Genomic DNA, 17,261 nt, shown 5'->3' on the forward strand with positions numbered 1-17,261 from the left:
GGATGTCCGGACTGCCGCCCGACCACGAGAGCTACGCCCGCGCCGTGCTGCCGGCCTACGGCCGCGACCCGGATTCGGACCTCCGGCTGCTCAGCCTGTCGGAGAACGCCACCTACCTGGTGGTCGGCGACGAGCCGATGGTGCTGCGGGTGCACCGTCCCGGCTACCACTCGCTCGACGGCATCCGCTCGGAGTTGAGCTGGATGGCGGCGCTGCGTGCGGACACGCCGGTGGCGACGCCGGAGTTGATCCGCGCCGCCGACGGCGCCGACGTGGTGGCCGCAGTCGTGGGAGACAACACGCTCTACGTGGACGCGGTGACGTTCATCGAGGGGTGCACTGCCGAGGAGCAGCCGGAAGCGGTCGGTTTCGACGAGCTCGGCAGGCTCTGCGGGCACATGCACTCGCACGTCGAGGGCTGGACCACGCCGGAGTACTTCAGCCGGTTCCGCTGGGATGTGGACGCCACGCTCGGGCCGCAGGCCCGATGGGGCAACTGGCTAGAGGCCCCCGGGCTGACCCCCTCCGGCTCTGCGGTCGTCGAGCAGGCAGCTGCCCGGGTGGCGACGGCGCTGACGGCGTTCGGGCAGGATCCCGACCGGTTCGGGCTGATCCACGCTGACCTGCGGATGGCGAACCTGATGATCGATCCCGGTGGATCAGCCGGCATCACCGTGATCGACTTCGACGACTGCGGATGGTCCTGGCATCTCGCCGACCTCGGCGCAGTGGTGTCGTTCATCGAGCACACTCCGGAGGCCGAACACATGATCGCCGACTGGCTGCGCGGCTACCGCGAGGTGCGGGACATCCCCGCCGACCACCTGGACATGATCCCGACCTTCGTGATGCTGCGCCGGCTGATGCTCACCGCGTGGGTGGCGTCGCACGCCGATGCCGACGCGGCGATCGCCTTCACCGACGGCTACGCCCCGGGCACCGCGGACCTGGCGCAGCGGTACCTCGGCGACCCGGCCTGGATGCGCTACGACTAGGTGTCAGCCGAGCTCGGCCAGCCGGGGGACCGCGGGTGACATCGCGTCGATCCAGGCCGCAGGCGAACCGGTGCTCGGGGTGATGATCGCGGTGTGCACACCCAACCGTGCGTACTCGGCCATCGCCGTGACGAATTCGTCGATGCGATCAGGTGTGACATCGGGTTTGTGGGCCATCACGGTCTTGCGGATGCCGTCGTAGTCGCGGCCGGCGTCGTCGCAGTGGCGACGTAACACGTCGAGTTTGTGGGCGACCTCCTCGGGAGACGTCGCGACCAGATTGCACGCGTCGGCGTAGCGGGCCACCAGCCGCAGCGTCTTGCGCTCCCCGCCCCCGCCGATCAACACGGTGGGCTTGGTGATCGGCTGCGGGGAGCACAGTGTCTCCTCGAGGTGATAGTGCTCGCCCACAAACGGGCCGTTGTTGTCCGGATCCCACATCTGGTTGCAGATCTGCAGCGCCTCCTCGAGGCGTTCGAAGCGCTCGGACAACGGCGGGAACGGGACGCCGAGGCCACGATGCTCACGCTCGAACCACGCGGCGCCGATGCCGAGCGCCGCGCGGCCGCCCGAGAGCACGTCGAGTGTCGTCACGGTTTTGGCCAGCAGTCCCGGGTGGCGGTAGGTGACCCCGGTGACGAGAAGTCCGAGCGTGACCGACGACGTGTGTGCCGCCAGGTAGCCGAGGGTGGTGTAGCCCTCCAGCATGTTCGATTCGGCGGGCAATCCGGTCGGCTCGATCTGGAAGAAGTGATCCATGAAGGACAGCCAGGTCGCGCCTGCGGCCTCGGCGGCGGCGCCGACCTCAGCCAGTTCGCCCGCGATCGCGGTGGTCCCGCCGTCGATGTCGAAAATGGGTACGTGGAATCCAAGGTCCATGACCTGTTCCAAGGCGTCAGCGGCGGCGAGCATTCCCCACGGGCGCAGGAAGTCCGTCGAGCGCCTGTGCGACGTGATCCCGCCATTCGCCCGGGTTGATCCGATGCACTGCCGAGTCACCCTGGAAGGCGCTGGAGATGACCACGTCGGGTTCGAGTTCGGCGAGCACGCGCAGGCTGTCTGCCAGCGACTCCGCGTCGCTGATGCCCTCGATGTAGCCGGCCCACCACCGGCCTTCGGGGTTGCGGATCAGGGTGTCGCCGGTGAACAGGTAGGTGCCCTCCGCGCCGGCGACCAGGTACGAGATGCTGCCCGGCGAATGCCCCGGTGTCGGGATGACCTCGACGCCGTTGTCGTCGGTGTGACGTCCGTCGAGTGGGACGTCGACGGGGTGGTGCCCGCTGATCTCGGCGAGTTCGGCCGCGGGTGCGTGCAGCGTCGAATGGAACTGCTGTGCAATGGTTTTGAGCATCGGCCCGGCCTCGTCGCGGTGTGAGAGGTACTGGTCCTCGATGCCACCGAGTTCGACGAGTTCGTCGAACTCGGCGTCGGTGGCCGTCGAATAGAACAGCGCGTTCGGCCCCTTCCACAGGTATGCATGGGTGGTCAGGCCGGGGAACGGTGAATCCGTCTGCGTCTCCCAGAGATCGCTCAGTACTTTGTTCATGCAGCCCAGGCTGCAACCTCAACAATGGTTGAGGTCAAGGGGGTTTTCCGAACTGGCTACGACACCAGTCCCTGCTCGATCAGCCACTCGCGGGCGACCAGTGCGGGATCGTCACCGTCGTTGTCCACCTTGGCGTTCAACTCGAGCATCGTCTCATTGGTGAGCTTCGGGTTCAGCTGCGCGAAGATCTCCTCGAGTTCAGGGTGCGCGGCGAGCAGGTCGGTGGCGACGACCTCGGTGAGGTTGTACAGCGGGAAGAACGCCTTGTCGTCCTCGAGGACTCTGAGGTCGAGAGCGGGGATGCGCCCGTCGGTGGTGAACACCTCGCCGAAGTTGCACACCCCGTCGGCGGTGGCGGTGTAGATGACGCCGGTGTCGAGCGTGACGACGTTGCCGAGGTCCGCCCGGGTCAGCCCGTAGGTCTGCAGCATCGGGACGAACCCGTCGTTGCGACTGGCGAATTCGCTTTCCACGCAGAAGGTCAGCTCTGATCTGTCGAGATTCGTCAGATCGGAGAGCGTGGCCACCCCGAGGCGCTCGGCGGCGTCCTCGCGGATCGCGAAGGCGTAGGTGTTGTTCATGGGGGCCGGCGGGAGCCAGGACAGTCCGTTGACCTGATCCGCGTCGTTCACCGCCTGCCACTGTGCGATCTCGCCCTTGATCGGTTGCTCGTTGCCCAGGTAGTTGATCCACCCGGTCCCCGTGTACTCCGGTGAGATGTTGGCATCACCGTTGAGCATGGCCTGCCGCACACCGAAACTTCCCGGCGTGTTGGTCAGGTTGGTGACATCGGCTCCGGCTGTGCTCAGGATGGTCGACAGCATGTTGCCGAGGATCAGCTGTTCGGTGAAGTCCTTGGCCGCGACGGTGATCGGCACCCCCTCGAGCGACTCGTAGTACTGGATCGACCCCGGTTCCGCGGCCAGCACCGCCCCACTGGCCGACCGCAGCCCACATCCGCCGAGCAAGACGACGCAGGCGACGGCGGCGATCACTCCGGGCCAGAAGCGCTTGCCGACGGTCGTGCGCATCAGAGTCCCTTTGGCGCGGCGACGATTTCGACCACACGCGCCAACCAGTCGATGAACAATGCCAACGCGGCCACCAGGATGCCACCGACCAGGAGGGTGACGTTCTGCTGCAACTTGATCCCGGTCGTGATCAGCTGACCCAACCCGCCGCCGCCGGTGAACGACGCCAGCGCGGCGGTACCCACGATGAGTACCAACGCGGTCCGCACGCCGGCCACGATCACGGCGAGCGCCAGCGGCAACTCGACGCGCAACAGCGTGGAGAACGCGGACATCCCCATGCCGCGGGCTGCTTCGACCAGGCGCGGGTCGACACCGTCGAGGCCGGTCACCGTGTTGGCGATGATCGGCAGTGCGCCGTAGACCGTCAGCGCGACGATGGCACCGACCTGACCGATGCCGAAGAGCACCGCACCGAGTGCGATCAAACCGATCGCCGGCGCGGCCTGACCGAAACCTGCGACGGTGATGACCGGCTTCGAGTAGCGACGCATCGGTCCGCGGGTCAGCAGGATTCCGATCGGGATGGCGATCACGCACGTCAGCACCGTTGCCGCCAGGCTGATCGTCATGTGCTCGCGCAGCAGCGTCAACAGGTTCGGGATGCCCAGCGAGCGCTGCTCCGAGTCGGATACGTCGGCGACGTTGACATACACCAGCGCGCCCACGACGGCGACGACACACGCCAGTGGCTGAAACACCCAGCGGCCGAGACCGCGACGCCGGGGCTGCTCCGAGCCGGCGTCCGTCGCCGCGGGGACCTCGGGGATGACGGCCGTCACGTCACGGACTCCGCGGATCCGGCCGCGCTGGGCATGCCGGACATCGCCTCCATGATGGTCTCGATCCGGATCACCCCGCGATAAGTGTTGCGGCGCCCCGTCACGACGACGACGCCGTGCGAGGAGGTGAGCATGGCGTCGAGGGCATCGTTGAGAGTCGACGCGAGGCTCACTGCTTCGAGATCCTCGTCACGGCTCACTCCGGAGAGCGAATTCGGTTCCTGCAGTTCGGCTATCGACAGCCATCTCTGTGGTCGGTCCTGGTCGTCGAGAACGATGACGTGCTCGCGGTCGATGGCCCGGGCGGCCCTGACCGCCTCGGCGGCGTCGCCACCGACCCGCGCGACCGCGGCTTCGTGGAGTTCCACATCGCGCACCCGCGTCAGCGTCAGCTGCTTGAGAGCCGCACCGTGGCCGACGAAGTCGCTGACGAAGTCGTCGGCGGGGTTGGCGAGAATCTGTTCCGGGGTGTCGTACTGCACGATCCTCGAACCGACCTGCAGGATCGCGATGCGATCGCCGAGCTTGACGGCCTCGTCGAAGTCGTGTGTCACGAACACGATGGTCTTACGCAGTTCCTCCTGCAGTCGCAGCAGTTCGTCCTGCAGGCGCTGCCGGGTGATCGGGTCGACCGCGCCGAAGGGCTCATCCATCAGTAGCACCGGCGGGTCGGCGGCCAGCGCGCGTGCCACACCGATGCGCTGCTGCTGACCGCCGGAGAGTTCCCGCGGGTAGCGGTTCCGGTACTTTTCGGGCTCGAGGCTGACTAGGTCGAGCAGCTCGTCCACGCGGTCGGCGATGCGCTTCTTGTCCCACTTGAGCAGACGGGGGACGAGCGCGATGTTGTCGCCGACAGTGAGGTGGGGAAACAGACCCGCACCCTGGATGACGTAACCGATGTGGCGCCGGAGTTGGTCGGGGTCCTGACGGGTCACGTCCTCGTCGCCGATCAGAATGCGGCCGGACGTCGGTTCGATGAGCCGGTTGATCATCTTCATCGTGGTGGTCTTGCCGCAACCGGAAGGCCCGACGAGCATCACGATCTCCCCGGCGGGAATCTCCAGGGTGACGTTGTCCACCGCCGGCACCGATTGCCCCTCGTACAGCTTGCTGACACCTTCCAGCAGGATGCGGGCGCCGCCGGCGGAGCGGTGACCTGTCGAGGGTGCCTCGTCGGTTGCCGGATCAGACACGGATCCCCCTTGGGGTGGTGAGTCGGGTGAGGACGTTGAGCACGGTGTCGAGGACGACCGCGAGGATCAGGATGCCGACGGTGCCGGCGACGATGGAGTTCGTCGCGTTGGCGCCGCCCGTCCTCGAGATCCCGGAGAAGATGTAGCCGCCCAGACCGGGCCCCAATGCAAACGCCGCGATGGCGGCGATACCCATCAGCATCTGCGCCGAGACGCGGACGCCGGTCATGATCACCGGCCAGGCCAGCGGCAATTCGAGCCTCACCAGGGTGGTGAGCCTGTTCATGCCCATGCCGCGGGCGGATTCGACCAGCGTCTTGTCCACTCCGGTCAACCCCACCACGACATTGCGCAGAATCGGGAAAAAGCCGAAGAACACCAGCATGATCACCGACGGCAGCACCCCGATACCGACGATTCCGACGAGAACCCCGAGCAGGGCGTACGACGGAATCGTGAGACCGACCGCGGTGATGGTGTTGCCGACCGTGGAACCCCACGGCGACCGGTAGATCAGCACGCCGATGACGAGTGCCAGCACGGTGGCCACCGCGAGCGTCTGCACGACCAGGCTCATGTGCTGGTAGGCCAGGAAGGACAGCACCGCCCAACGGTCGGAGACGAACTCGAGGAAGCCCATCAGGCTGCCACACGGAATGGGCGCGCAGGCGCGGCGAACGCGCCGCCCCGTCGAAGGCCCATCGAAGCCTGGTGCATCAGCGCCGCGTACCCACTCCCGGCGAGATGTATACCTAGTCTTCCAACTTTGCTGCTGGGTGCGTTATCCGAGGCCCGGGACGATGTCGCCGAGGCGGAACAGCACCGGGCGTTCCAGTTGCTCGTAGGTGCATGACTGCGGATCGCGGTCGGGTCGCCAGCGGTTGAATTGTGCGGTGTGCCGGAATCGCGCACCTTCCATGTGGTCATAGCGGACCTCGACGACACGTTCAGGCCGCAGAGGCACGAAGGACAGATCTTTGCCCGCGTTCCACCGTGAGCCGCCGCCGTACCGGCGTGCGAGTTCCGGGTCCGCCGCGGCCTGTGCCGCCCAGTTCCATGGGTGGTGGTCGAACGTTGTTGCCAGCGATTGCAGTTCGGTGAACAGTCGGCGCCTTGTCGCCATCGGGAACGAACCGATGACCCCGACCGAGGCCAGCGTGCCGTCGTCGGTGTAGAGCCCCAGCAGCAGCGATCCGATCGCATCGTCACCGGATTTGTGCAGCCGGTAACCCGCGACCACGCAGTCCGCGGTCCGCGCGTGCTTGATCTTGAACATCACCCGCTTGCCCGGGAGGTAGTGCCCGTCGAGCGGCTTGGCGACCACCCCGTCCAGGCCGGCCCCCTCGAACTCGTCGAACCACCGTTGCGCGGTGGCGAGGTCGGTGGTCGCCGGCGTGATGTGGAATGTCGGACCGGAGCCGGCCATCGCGTCGACCAGCGCCGCGCGCCGCTCGACGAACGGCCGCCCGGTGTAGTCGGTGTCGTCGAGCGCCAACAGGTCGAACGCGATGAACGCCGCCGGCGTCTGTCCGGCGAGCATCCGCACCCGCGAGGCTGCCGGGTGCATCCGTAGCTGCAGCGCATCGAAGTCCAAGCCGTGCGCACCGGCGATCACGATCTCGCCGTCGATGACACATCGCGGCGGCAGCTCTGCGCGGGCCGCGGCGGCGAGTTCCGGGAAGTACCGAGTCAGCGGCCGCTCGTTGCGGCTGCCCAACTCGACCTCGTCCCCGTCGCGGAACAGGATCGATCGGAATCCGTCCCACTTGGGCTCATAGGAGGCCTCCGCAGGGATGGCGGGAACCGACTTCGACAGCATCGGAGGCACCGGCGGCATCACGGGCAGTTGCACCCGTTCATTGTCGCTACGCGCGCAAGCGTGCCAACAACGCGTCGAGTCCGTACTCGAAGACCGCGTCGTAGTCGGTGGGGGCCTGCAGGGCTTCGACGAGCGCCTGATCGGGCCAGGCGTTCGCCCAGAGTGAGGGATCCTCCTCGTCGTGCTTGGCTCCGCGCACTGCCGAGAACTGCATGACCGCCGAGGAGATGACGTGCACCTGGATGGCGCGCAGGATGAGCGCAGCGTCGGTTCCGGTCACTCCGAGATCTGCCAGTTGTGCCGCCAGTGCCCGTTGGATGGGTAGGAACAACTCCGGTGTGCGGTCGCGTTCGTGGGCGATACCGAGCAGGTGTTGGCGCTCGATGAGCACCCTGCGTTGTGAACGGGCAAGTGAGGCAATGCGTTCGACGGGACCATCGCCTTCGACAGGCAGGTTCGACAGCTCGACGAGCAGTCCTTCGACGAGGCTGTCCAGAAGTTGGTCGCGCCCGCCGATGTGCCAGTAGATCGACGTGACCGCCACGCCCAGTCGGTCGGCGAGGCTGCGCATGGTCAGCGCCTTCACCCCGTCGATCTCGATCAGCCGGGCCGCGGTCTGCAGGATCAGGTCCGCCGTGACGCCCGGATCACCCGCGGGGTTGCGACGCGGGGGCGCCATCGGTTTCACCCCCGGTCATTCGATCTGCTTCCGGCACATCGAGATAACGTTCGAGGTTGCGGTGCATGTTGATGATGCGGCGCTCCTCGTTCGACAGGACGACATGAGTCAACCCCGGTTGGTGCAGTCCGCGTTGAAGCCCGGGCAGCACCGCGATGTCCTGGGTCAGAACCAGGCCGGGGTGGGCCTCGTCGGCGGTCAACCGGACGTCTGCAGGTTTGGTTCGCGGCGCCCCGGGCGGCATTCTCATCCACAGCGTCATGACCAGTTCGCCGCGGTCGGGATCGACGCCGGGTCGGGAGGTCAGCACCGTCAGGTGGTCGGCGTTGGTCAGCAGCGACATGTTGGGGAACACGTTGTACTGGTGTAGCCGCATGATCTGATCGTCGGTGGCCCACGCCAGGTCGACACCGCGTTCGGAGGCGAAGGACCGTGTCCGGTCTGCGATGAGCTCAGCGGCCGAACGCTCCGATGAGTCTTCTACCGGAAACGGAGTGCCCTCGGCGACGCCCATGAGCGCACCCTGGGTGCACACGTAGGCATCCCACACCGCGGCGTCGTCCACACTCTCCTTGAGGTGCGGACTGGGTACGCCGTAGAGCTGTTCGGACTTGCCCGTGTGCCCCCAGATGGATTGCGGCGCAAAGACGTCGTCCATGCACCGGTGCAGTTCGGGATGCAACGTCTGGATGTGGTAGGTCTCGCTGAACCCGTCGGCGATCGTCTTCCAGTTGGCGTCGACGTCGATGGTCATCGTCGCGTAGCAGCGGAATTCGCTCAGCCGGTTCCACGCGATGTCATCCGGGACCGCCTCGAGATAGTCGCGCAGCGGCATAGCGGATACGTCGAGATTGACGAACACGAGTCGCTCCCACGTGTCGACCTGCGCGGCGATCAGCGGGAACTCACTCATCGCGAGCGCGCCGAAACCCTTGCGGTGAGGCACCCGCCGCAAAGCGCCCTGCAGATCCCATGTCCAGCCGTGATAGCCGCACCGGAGTTCGCGCAATTGGGAACCGGCGCCGGTGCACAGGCTGTTCCCACGATGACGACAGACGTTCTGGAACGCCCGCAGCTCACCGTCGTCACCCCGGAGGACCAGAACGGAGTATGGCCCACAACGGTATTCGAAGTAGTCACCTGGGTCGGCCACGTGGTCGACAGTGCAGGCGAACTGCCACACCCTGGGCCACATCCGTTCGTCCTCGAGTCGGGCGAACTCCGGTGAGTAGTAACGCTCCGCAGGAACCATGGTCGGTCGCTGTGGCGGCGCACCGATGGCGTCCTCACGCTGTGGCCCAGCGTGGCGGCTGGGCTGCGCCGTGTGTGTCATGACTCGTCCTTCGAAAGTCGCTACCCGCGCTGGGAAACGCTATTACATTCGACTCTGTAACGGTGTTACATTCACAAACAAGTCGGCTGACGCTCGCGCTCGAGGAGGAAATCGTGTTCGACCTGAAGATCACCGGTGGGACCGTGGTTGACGGCACCGGGGCGGACCGATTCACCGCCGACGTCGCGGTGAAGGACGGCAAGATCGTCGAGATCCGTCGGCGTGGACCCGGCGACCCGCCGCTGGAGGGCAACGCCACCGAGACCATCGATGCCACGGGAAAGATCGTGGCGCCCGGGTTCGTCGACATCCACACGCACTACGACGGTCAGGTCAGCTGGGACAGCGTGCTGGAGCCGTCCAGCAATCACGGGGTGACGACCGTCGTCGCCGGCAACTGCGGTGTCGGATTCGCGCCGGTGCGCCCGGGCAGCGAGGAATGGCTGATCGCCCTGATGGAGGGTGTCGAGGACATCCCGGGGACGGCGCTGACCGAGGGCATCACGTGGGGCTGGGAGAGCTACGCGGAGTACCTCGACGTGATCGGCAAGCGGGAACTGGCCGTCGACTTCGGCAGCCAGATCGCGCACGGCACGGTGCGCGCGTACGCGATGGGGGAGCGCGGCGCCCGCAACGAACCCGCCAACGCGGAGGACATCGCGGCGATGAGCCGGCTGGTCCGCGAAGCCGCCGAGGCCGGCGCACTGGGCTTCTCGTCGTCGCGCACGATCGCCCACCGCGCCATGGACGGCGAACCTGTGCCTGGGACATATGCCGCCGAAGACGAACTGTTCGCGCTCGGCCATGCGATGGCCGCCGGTGGCGCCGGGGTGTTCGAGCTCGCGCCCCAGGGGGCAGCCGGAGAGGACATCGTCGCGCCGAAGAAGGAACTGGAGTGGATGCAACGGCTCGGCGGCGAGATCGATTGCGCGCTGAGCTTCGCATTGATCCAGGTCGACGCCGACCCGAATCTGTGGCGTGAACAACTCGACATCTCGGCGGCCGCGCACGAGGCGGGCAGCCGACTGCACCCGCAGATCGCCGCCCGCCCGTTCGGCATGCTGCTCGGCTTCCCGGGCCACCACGCGTTCACCCACCGTCCCACCTACCGGCGGTTGAAGGCCGAGTGCACCCGGGAGGAGCTCGCCGCACGGTTGGCCGAACCCGCGGTGCGGGCTGCGATCCTGTCCGAGGACGACATGCCGATCGATCCGACGAAGCTCTTCGACGGCATGTTCGCGCTGGCGCAGAACGTGACGGAGCGGCTGTACTACCTCGGCGAGCCGCCCAACTATGAGCCCACCGACGAGGACACGGTGGCCGCGATCGCGCGCGAGCGTGGCCAGGATCCGCTGGCGACGATGTACGACCTGATGCTGGAGGCCGATGCCGGCAACATGCTGATGTTCCCGATGTTCAACTACTCCAACGGAAACCACGACGCGATCCGCGAGATGATCACCCATCCCGCCGGTGTGATGGGACTGTCCGACGGGGGCGCGCACTGCAGCATGATCTGCGACGCGTCCTACCCCACGTTCCTGCTGACGCACTGGGCGAGAGACCGCCATCGCGGTGCCACGCTGCCGCTGGAGTACGTGATCCGCAAGCAGGCGCACGACACCGCACAGCTGTTCGGGCTGACCGACCGCGGCGTCATCAGCGTCGGCAAGAAGGCCGACGTGAACGTGATCGACATGGACGCGCTCACACTGCACGCCCCGCGGATGGCCTACGACCTGCCCGCCGGCGGTCACCGGTTGGTCCAGGGGGCGTCCGGTTACGACGCCACCGTCGTCAGCGGAGTCGTGACGCGCCGGCACGGTGCAGACACGGGTGCGCGTCCGGGTCGGCTGGTACGAGGAGCCCGGTAGGCCGGGGCGAGCGTAGCGACGGGGAGAATGACAGCCTTCCGGTACGACCCACGTCACCGCCCGGCTCAGCCCGCCCTACCAGCACCGGATGCCTTCACTGTCGCGAATGCCGTTGTTGCCGAGGGTGTTTCGCTGTCCTTCGTGCGGGAGGGCGTCGGTGGGATACCGCTGCTGCTGATCCACGGCTACCCCGAGACCAAACGAATCTGGTGGCGCAACATCGAGGCGCTGGCAGTGTCGGGCTTCGAGGTGATCGCGCCCGACCTGAGGGGGTTCGGGGACAGCGACCTGCCCCCTGACGATCAACACGACCTCGTGACCTACTCACGTGACCTGCACGCGTTGGTGCACGGACACCTCGGCCACACCTCGTGCATTATCGCCGCGAGCGACGTCGGCGGAGTCGTGGCGACCGACATGATCCACCGGTTCCCCGGCTTCGTGGAGGGGTTCTGTGTGTTCAACACCGTGCCACCCATGGGTGTGGACTACACCGGAATTGTGTTCGACGACATCGCCGATGGAACGGCGGTCTCGGATCCGACCGGAGACTACCGGTGGATGCAGGGTGCATTCCCCGAGGAGCTCGCCGCGATGCTGGGCTCGGCGCAGGCGCGCAGGCAGTGGGTCGCCTCGATGTACACCAACAGGCTGTGGGGGTCGAAGTATTCGTTCGAGCAGGCCGACGTCGACTTCATGACCGAGCCGTTCGCCGACGAGGCCCGGCTACGCGCGGGGTGGGCTACCTACCAACTGGCGTACGGCCGGATGTTGCCCGAGTTCCCGCTGATGGACGCTGTCGACGTTCGAACCCTGATCCTCTACGGGCCGGACGACCACGCCATCGGCGAGGACTTCGTCCCTCGATGCGAGCGGGCGTTCAGCAATCGTATTGGGCCGCTGGTGGTTCCCGGGGCAGGGCACTTTCTGCAGTGGGAACGCGCCGACATCTTCAATGAACTGCTGCCTGCCGTCTTCGGCGGTACCGCCCGGAAGGATCCGCGTCCGTGAGGCCGTTCCTCATCGCCGTCGAACAAGCGCAGCTGGACGATCTGCAACGCCGCCTGGAATCCGCCCGCTGGCCGGCGGAGGTCGACGGGGCAGGCGCGGACTACGGGACCGACCAGACGTTCCTGCGATCGGTGATCGCGCGGTGGACAAATGGCTACGACTGGCGGGCAACCGAAGCCGAGCTGAACCGATGGGGATCGTTCACCACCACCGCCGCCGGTCAGCATGTGCATCTGCTGCACGCTCGATCGGCCGACCCCGACGCCATCCCGCTGGTTCTCACCCATGGCTGGCCCGGCTCGATCGTCGAGTTCCTCGACACGCTGCCCCTGCTGCTGGACCGCTTTCACGTCGTTGTCGTGTCGATGCCCGGTTACGGGTTCTCCGGCCCGACGACGGAACAGGGGGTCGACGTCGCCAGGGTGGCCGTCGCGGTCAACGACGTCATGGTCCAGCTCGGCTATGACCGGTACGTGGCTCAGGGTGGCGATTGGGGCGCGCTCGTCACCCGATACCTCGGTGAACATTTCGCCCCCAATGTCGCTGCGATTCATACCAATATGTTGTTCGCGCTGCCCCCCGACAGTGCTTCCGATGCCATGGCGGGCGTCACCGAGGACGAGGTCGCCGCCATCGTCCGGACATCAGCGCAGGTGGCCAACGGCACCGCGTACATGGAGCTGCAAGCGACGCGACCGCATTCGGTCGGTTTCGGGCTGGACGACTCACCGATCGGACTGGCCGGTTGGATCCTGGAGAAGTTCGCGGCGTGGTGTGACAGCCGCGACGGCATGCCGGTGAGCACCGACCGGCTGATCGACAACCTGATGATGTACTGGCTCACGTGCACCGCGACATCGGCCGCGCGGCTGTACTGCGAATCCGAACGGGCCGGGACCGGTGCGCTGAGCCCGTGGAAGGGCCGGGTCGACGTGCCGACCGGTTATGCCGTGTACCCGTGCGAGATCCTGCAGACGCCGCGGGTCTGGGCAGAGAAGCACTACAACCTGGTGCACTACACACATCAGGACCGCGGCGGGCATTTTGCCGCCTTCGAGCAACCGCAACTCTTCGCCGCCGATCTGAACGCGTACGGAACGGTCCTGCGCGAAGCCGGTCTGTTCAATTGAGCTAGAACGTCGCAGCGGATTCGATGACATTGTCTGGGTACACCGGTCTACGTGAGTATGGAAACCATGGATCTCCCTGTGCGGCCGCCGCTGGAACCGATGCTGGCCAAGGCGCAGGCCAAGGTGCCGTCCGAGGCCGGCGTCTGGTCGTATGAACCCAAGTGGGACGGCTTTCTTCACTGAACTTGTCAACCCGATTTGGTGACTGGAGAACTAGCTAGAGAAGTCTTCGAGCAGGCGGCGGCGTAGAAACATCAACTCGCCTCAGGCGTGGTAGCGGGAGTGCAGCAGGAAGCGGACGGTTCACCGTGACGCGACCGTCGAAGCCACGAAGCTGCTGCAACACATCCGCGGAGCGGGCCGTTTCGCTGAATGGGTGTCCATGCCGAGAATTCCGAAGGTCATTGCTTCGCCCTCCTGCGTTGAGCGGCCGCGATCAGCGCGGCGGTATACGGGTGCTGAGGCGCGTCGAACACCTCGGTGGTGCGCCCATGCTCGACGACCCGGCCCCGCCGCATGACGGCCACCCGTTCACAGCCGTGCCCGACCAGGGCGAGGTCGTGGGTGATGTGCAGGATCGCGACACCTTTGGTGGCGGCCATTTCGCTGAGCAGGTCCACGATGTCGCGGCGCAGCGTCGCATCGAGCATCCGGGTGGGCTCATCGGCGAGCACCAGCCGAGGCTCGGTCACCAGCGCCCTGGCGAAAGCCACTCGTTGCCGTTCGCCGCCGGACAGCTGATGCGGGTATCGGGTGAGGTGGCGAGGATGCAGGTAGACGGCGTTCAGAGCATCGGCGGCTCGCTCCCGGCGCTCTTCCCGGTCGCCGATGCGGTGGATGACCAGCGGTTCGGCGACGATGTCGAGGACTCGCAGCGTCGGGGGCAGGGCCGCGTAAGGGTCTTGGAACACAAGGTGCAACCGCCGCCGCTGGCGCCGCGCAGCCCGTTGGCGCAGTCCTACGAGGTCGACCCCGTCCAGCCGGATGGCTCCCGAGTCGGGCGTGACGAGTCCGGCGACGGCCCGCGCGACGGTTGACTTGCCGACGCCGGACCCGCCGACGAGGCCGACGGTTTCCCCCGCCGCGATCTGGAGATCGAACTCGTCGACAGCCCGCACCGCACCGAAGCTCACGATGAGCCCCTTGACGTCGAGCGCGGGTGACTGCTCGCGGATCACGCTGGTGTTCCCGCGGTCGTGAGGCGCGGTACCGCGTCGACCAGACTTCGGGTGAAGGGGTGCGCGGATGCGGTGAGCACCTGTTCGGTCGGGCCGACCTCCACGATCCGACCGGCCTGCATCACCGCGATCCGATCGGCGATCCGCCCGACCACGCTCAGATCGTGCGACACGATCAGCAATGCGAGATTCAGCCGGTGACGTATGTCATCGAGCAGGTCGAGTATCTCACCCTGAACGACGCCGTCGAGACCACTGGTCGGTTCGTCGGCGATCACCACTGCGGGGTCGTTGATCAGTGCCATCGCAATGACGACGCGCTGGCACATGCCGCCGGAGAACTGGTGCGGATAGCTCCCGGCCCGAGCCGGGTCGAGCCCGACCAGGTTCAGCAGCTCGTCGGCACGCGCGCGTGCCGTGGCCCGCGTGACCGACCGGTGTGCGCGAACTGCCTCGGCGAGCTGCGCGCGGACAGTGCGCACCGGGTTCAGCGCGCTGATCGCGTCCTGCGGCACCAACGCGATCCGGTCCCCGCGCAGTGCCCGCAGCTCCTCGGCTGTGAGCGTCGCCAGGTCTCGGCCCTGTACCGCGACGGTGCCCGCGATCACCGTCGCGGCCGGCGGCAGTAGCGCGATGGCGGCCGCGGTGACCGTGGATTTGCCGCTACCGGACTCCCCGACCACGCCGACCAGCTCACCTGCCTCGACGGTGACACTCAGACCGTCCACGGCTGTGACGACACCACGGTCGGACTGATACGTGACGGTCAGATTCTCGATCACCAGTGGCGGCGCACCCAAGTCGACCGGGCCGGCAGCACGGGTGGGCGCGGATCGAGGCGGCTGACCGTCGCGCAGCGAGGGCCGGGCGCGTTCTTCGAACGCGTAGCCGAGCAGTGCGAAGGCCAGGACGGTGAGTGCGATCACGAGGCCCGGTGGGACCACCCACCACAGCCAGGCATCGGTGAGGAAGGCGCTGCGGGCGTGTGCGTTCGAGAGCATGGAACCCCAGCTCTTGGCGGTGATATCACCAAGTCCGAGGAAGGCGAGGGACGCTTCCAAGAGGATCGCGGACTTAGTGGCGAGGACGAACTGCGGCACCAGCAGCGGGGCAACCGCCGGCAGAATGTGTCGAGGGAGGACGTGGCCTGCTCCGGCGCCCATCGCGCGCAGGGCCTGGATGTGGTCACGTTCGCGCAGGGAAAGCACCTGTGCCCGCAGCTCGCGCGAGATACCGGCCCAGATCACGGCACTGATGACGATGACCTGGGTGATTAGGCCCGGCCCGGCAAACACCCCGATGACGATGGTCAACGGCAGCACCGGCAGTGCCAAGACCACGTCGACGAAGCGCATCAATACGGTGTCCACCCAGCCTCGGGCGTAGCCCGCGAGCAGTCCGACGCTCGCCCCGATGACCGTCGCCGCCAGCGCCGCAACGATTCCGACGAGCAGGGAGATGCGCGCGCCGTAGATCAGCTCGGACAGCAGATCGTGCCCCACGTCGTTGGTGCCCAGCAGATGCGCGGCCGACGGGGCCGAGAATGGCCGCCCGACCCGATCGCTCGGCGCGTAGGGCGCCAGCAGCGGTGCCGCCAAGGCAACGAATACCAGCACCCCGAGGAGGGCGAGGCCGACCATCGCGAGCCGCCGCGAGCGGGTCCTCATGACGGCACCGCGGTGCCCGTTGTCGTCACGGCGGACTCTCGCCGCTCGGGTCGTACCCGAGGATCGAGGAGTGGGTAGGTGAGGTCTGCCAACAGATTTGCCGCCACGATGCCGACCGTGATCAACAGGAACCCGCCCTGGAGCAGGGGGTAGTCCCTCGCCGTGACCGCGTTGAAGATCAACCGGCCGATCCCGGGATACGCAAAGACCGTTTCGACGACGACAGCCCCGGATACCAGCGTCCCGACGGCGAGCGTCACGTTGGTGTACACCGGCAGCAGCGCGTTCCGCAGGGCGTGGGTGATCACGATCCGTCGTTCGGAGAGGCCTTTGGCCCGGGCGAGCCGGACGAAGGGCTCGTCCAGGACGGTTGTCATCGTCGCCCTGGCCAGCAGGAAGAATCCGCCGAGCGTGGCGAGTACCAGCGTGGCCACCGGCAACACCATGCGCGCGGCGACGTCGGCGAGCCATCCGAGGCCGTCGCCGTCGATCGCCGCGGCACCGTAGGACGGGAAGATCCCGAGCTGCACCGCGAATACTGCGACGAGGATCATGCCGATCCAGAAGCTGGGCATGGCGTCAAGCAGGAGGACCCCGATGACCGAGCCCGCGTCGCGACGGGTGCCGCGCCGCCAGGCCGCCCAAGCGCCCAGGAGGGTGCCGATGACGAAAGCCAGCAGGATCGATACGGCGGCCAGCGCAACCGTCCAGGGCAGGTAGTCCAGCAGAATGTCGACCACCGGCCGGTTGAACTCGACCGATGTCCCCAGGTCACCCCGTACCAAGTCAGCCCAAAATGCGCCGTACTGTTCGAGGATGGACCGGTCCAATCCGTAGCTGGCCCGGATCTCCTCCAATAGTTCCGGTGCCAGATCGCCATTCTCGCCGTACAGGTAGACGACCGGATCGCCACCGGAGAGGTGTGGCAGCGCGAAATTCAGTGTGGCCGCGACCCACAACACCAGCGCGTACTGCCCGGCCCTCGCCAGTAGCCGGCCGGGCCTCATCCGTCCGGGACCGTCG

Annotated in this window: 16 protein-coding genes and 1 pseudogene; 5 read left to right on the top strand and 12 right to left on the bottom strand. The window is 66.9% G+C overall.

Annotation, left to right across the window (positions count from 1 at the left end):
• Positions 1–2 precede the first annotated feature (2 nt).
• On the top strand, positions 3–995 hold the full coding sequence (locus tag ABDC78_RS18305) for a phosphotransferase (RefSeq protein ID WP_178360671.1): 993 nt from the start codon (positions 3–5) through the stop codon (positions 993–995).
• A 3-nt stretch (positions 996–998) separates the two neighbouring features.
• On the opposite strand, the gene ABDC78_RS18310 is transcribed toward ABDC78_RS18305, so the two are convergent.
• The 9 genes from ABDC78_RS18310 to ABDC78_RS18350 all read right to left on the bottom strand — a co-directional run bounded on the left by ABDC78_RS18310 (position 999) and on the right by ABDC78_RS18350 (position 9,378).
• Complete coding sequence (locus ABDC78_RS18310; RefSeq protein WP_178360672.1) at positions 999–1,874, bottom strand: LLM class F420-dependent oxidoreductase; 876 nt, start codon at positions 1,872–1,874, stop codon at positions 999–1,001.
• Positions 1,875–1,890: 16 nt separating this feature from the next.
• Positions 1,891–2,541: an MBL fold metallo-hydrolase gene (locus ABDC78_RS18315; protein WP_178360673.1), complete on the bottom strand. Its 651-nt coding sequence runs from the start codon at positions 2,539–2,541 to the stop codon at positions 1,891–1,893.
• A 56-nt stretch (positions 2,542–2,597) separates the two neighbouring features.
• Positions 2,598–3,572, bottom strand: coding sequence for a glycine betaine ABC transporter substrate-binding protein (locus ABDC78_RS18320; protein WP_178360674.1), 975 nt, complete (start codon positions 3,570–3,572; stop codon positions 2,598–2,600).
• Positions 3,572–4,342, bottom strand: a complete 771-nt coding sequence (locus ABDC78_RS18325) for an ABC transporter permease (protein ID WP_347133519.1) — start codon at positions 4,340–4,342, stop codon at positions 3,572–3,574. The genes ABDC78_RS18320 and ABDC78_RS18325 overlap by 1 nt, the downstream gene beginning before the upstream one ends.
• Positions 4,343–4,350: 8 nt before the next feature.
• Complete coding sequence (locus tag ABDC78_RS18330; RefSeq protein ID WP_178360676.1) at positions 4,351–5,547, bottom strand: betaine/proline/choline family ABC transporter ATP-binding protein; 1,197 nt, start codon at positions 5,545–5,547, stop codon at positions 4,351–4,353.
• Positions 5,540–6,187 carry an ABC transporter permease gene (locus tag ABDC78_RS18335; RefSeq protein WP_178360677.1) on the bottom strand — a complete coding sequence of 216 codons (648 nt, stop codon included), beginning with the start codon at positions 6,185–6,187 and terminating at the stop codon, positions 5,540–5,542. The genes ABDC78_RS18330 and ABDC78_RS18335 overlap by 8 nt, the downstream gene beginning before the upstream one ends.
• Positions 6,188–6,328: 141 nt before the next feature.
• Positions 6,329–7,399 carry an ATP-dependent DNA ligase gene (locus ABDC78_RS18340; RefSeq protein ID WP_178360678.1) on the bottom strand — a complete coding sequence of 357 codons (1,071 nt, stop codon included), beginning with the start codon at positions 7,397–7,399 and terminating at the stop codon, positions 6,329–6,331.
• Positions 7,400–7,412: 13 nt separating this feature from the next.
• Positions 7,413–8,045 (bottom strand): TetR family transcriptional regulator, encoded by a 633-nt coding sequence (locus tag ABDC78_RS18345; protein WP_178360679.1) that lies wholly within the window; start codon positions 8,043–8,045, stop codon positions 7,413–7,415.
• Entirely contained in the window at positions 8,014–9,378 is a 1,365-nt protein-coding gene (locus tag ABDC78_RS18350) for an aromatic ring-hydroxylating dioxygenase subunit alpha (RefSeq protein ID WP_178360680.1), read from the bottom strand. The genes ABDC78_RS18345 and ABDC78_RS18350 overlap by 32 nt, the downstream gene beginning before the upstream one ends.
• Positions 9,379–9,491: 113 nt before the next feature.
• Between ABDC78_RS18350 and ABDC78_RS18355 the strand changes: the two genes are divergently transcribed.
• The 4 genes and pseudogenes from ABDC78_RS18355 to ABDC78_RS18370 form a co-directional block, all read left to right on the top strand.
• The gene (locus ABDC78_RS18355) at positions 9,492–11,252 is read left to right on the top strand and encodes an amidohydrolase family protein (RefSeq protein ID WP_178360681.1); all 1,761 of its coding nucleotides are present in this window, start codon (positions 9,492–9,494) and stop codon (positions 11,250–11,252) included.
• A 27-nt stretch (positions 11,253–11,279) separates the two neighbouring features.
• Complete coding sequence (locus tag ABDC78_RS18360) at positions 11,280–12,263, top strand: alpha/beta hydrolase (protein ID WP_178360682.1); 984 nt, start codon at positions 11,280–11,282, stop codon at positions 12,261–12,263.
• Positions 12,260–13,393 carry an epoxide hydrolase gene (locus ABDC78_RS18365; RefSeq protein ID WP_178360683.1) on the top strand — a complete coding sequence of 378 codons (1,134 nt, stop codon included), beginning with the start codon at positions 12,260–12,262 and terminating at the stop codon, positions 13,391–13,393. The genes ABDC78_RS18360 and ABDC78_RS18365 overlap by 4 nt, the downstream gene beginning before the upstream one ends.
• Positions 13,394–13,450: 57 nt before the next feature.
• A pseudogene (locus ABDC78_RS18370) lies at positions 13,451–13,567 on the top strand (ATP-dependent DNA ligase); the annotation flags it as partial.
• A gap of 227 nt (positions 13,568–13,794) precedes the next feature.
• Here the strand turns inward: ABDC78_RS18370 and ABDC78_RS18375 are convergent.
• From ABDC78_RS18375 to ABDC78_RS18385, 3 genes are read right to left on the bottom strand one after another with little or no spacing between them, the layout of a single operon-like run.
• Positions 13,795–14,571, bottom strand: coding sequence for an ATP-binding cassette domain-containing protein (locus tag ABDC78_RS18375; RefSeq protein WP_067391616.1), 777 nt, complete (start codon positions 14,569–14,571; stop codon positions 13,795–13,797).
• Positions 14,568–16,238 carry a dipeptide/oligopeptide/nickel ABC transporter permease/ATP-binding protein gene (locus ABDC78_RS18380; protein WP_084377504.1) on the bottom strand — a complete coding sequence of 557 codons (1,671 nt, stop codon included), beginning with the start codon at positions 16,236–16,238 and terminating at the stop codon, positions 14,568–14,570. The genes ABDC78_RS18375 and ABDC78_RS18380 overlap by 4 nt, the downstream gene beginning before the upstream one ends.
• Positions 16,235–17,245, bottom strand: coding sequence for an ABC transporter permease (locus ABDC78_RS18385; protein ID WP_067391621.1), 1,011 nt, complete (start codon positions 17,243–17,245; stop codon positions 16,235–16,237). The genes ABDC78_RS18380 and ABDC78_RS18385 overlap by 4 nt, the downstream gene beginning before the upstream one ends.
• Positions 17,246–17,261: the final 16 nt, after the last annotated feature.

The sequence above is a fragment of the Mycobacterium sp. DL genome, from assembly GCF_039729195.1.
Taxonomy (GTDB): domain Bacteria; phylum Actinomycetota; class Actinomycetes; order Mycobacteriales; family Mycobacteriaceae; genus Mycobacterium; species Mycobacterium hippocampi_A.

Excerpts from the sequence above, each read along its gene's own strand:
- ABDC78_RS18305 (WP_178360671.1), top strand. The coding sequence starts at position 3 with ATGTCCGGACTGCCGCCCGACCACGAGAGCTACGCCCGCGCCGTGCTG.
- ABDC78_RS18310 (WP_178360672.1), bottom strand. The coding sequence starts at position 1,874 with ATGGACCTTGGATTCCACGTACCCATTTTCGACATCGACGGCGGGACC.
- ABDC78_RS18315 (WP_178360673.1), bottom strand. The coding sequence starts at position 2,541 with ATGAACAAAGTACTGAGCGATCTCTGGGAGACGCAGACGGATTCACCG.
- ABDC78_RS18320 (WP_178360674.1), bottom strand. The coding sequence starts at position 3,572 with ATGCGCACGACCGTCGGCAAGCGCTTCTGGCCCGGAGTGATCGCCGCC.
- ABDC78_RS18335 (WP_178360677.1), bottom strand. The coding sequence starts at position 6,187 with ATGGGCTTCCTCGAGTTCGTCTCCGACCGTTGGGCGGTGCTGTCCTTC.
- ABDC78_RS18345 (WP_178360679.1), bottom strand. The coding sequence starts at position 8,045 with ATGGCGCCCCCGCGTCGCAACCCCGCGGGTGATCCGGGCGTCACGGCG.
- ABDC78_RS18350 (WP_178360680.1), bottom strand. The coding sequence starts at position 9,378 with ATGACACACACGGCGCAGCCCAGCCGCCACGCTGGGCCACAGCGTGAG.
- ABDC78_RS18360 (WP_178360682.1), top strand. The coding sequence starts at position 11,280 with ATGACAGCCTTCCGGTACGACCCACGTCACCGCCCGGCTCAGCCCGCC.
- ABDC78_RS18380 (WP_084377504.1), bottom strand. The coding sequence starts at position 16,238 with ATGAGGACCCGCTCGCGGCGGCTCGCGATGGTCGGCCTCGCCCTCCTC.
- ABDC78_RS18385 (WP_067391621.1), bottom strand. The coding sequence starts at position 17,245 with ATGAGGCCCGGCCGGCTACTGGCGAGGGCCGGGCAGTACGCGCTGGTG.